Consider the following 412-nt stretch of genomic DNA (forward strand, 5'->3'; position numbering starts at 1 on the left):
TATTGAGTGAAATTGGTATCAGCTCTAATAACTATGGAAATACACCATGAGTGACATCGAATTAGAATCGGAAGTAGTCAATTTTGTCGTAACCGCAAAAGAGCAAGAGCAGGTTTGGGCGCTAGGCTCGGACGATGGCGGCCTGGTTGTGGTTGACTCAAATCAGTTTGAAGAGTCAGACGTATTGCTACTTTGGGATAACGAAGACAACGCGAAGGCACAGTGCCGCGACGAGTGGGCAGATTTCAAGCCGATCGCCATCTCTTTGAATGAGCTGCTCGACGAGTGGATTGAAGACCTGCGCGACGACAATGCATTACTGGGCCTGAACTGGAATGATGAAAACGTCTGTACCGAGATTGAACCAGTCGGTCTGGCTCGTGCCCTGTCAGAATAATACCAATTTGCTTAA

At 47.6% G+C, this 412-nt stretch carries 1 protein-coding gene; it reads left to right on the top strand.

Features of this window, described 5'->3' with window-relative positions:
* The first annotated feature begins 46 nt into the window (after nt 1–46).
* Complete coding sequence (locus tag C3B51_RS23470; RefSeq protein WP_046007492.1) at nt 47–397, top strand: DUF2750 domain-containing protein; 351 nt, start codon at nt 47–49, stop codon at nt 395–397.
* Nucleotides 398–412: the final 15 nt, after the last annotated feature.

This window comes from Pseudoalteromonas rubra (assembly GCF_004212645.1).
GTDB classification, from domain to species: domain Bacteria; phylum Pseudomonadota; class Gammaproteobacteria; order Enterobacterales; family Alteromonadaceae; genus Pseudoalteromonas; species Pseudoalteromonas rubra_G.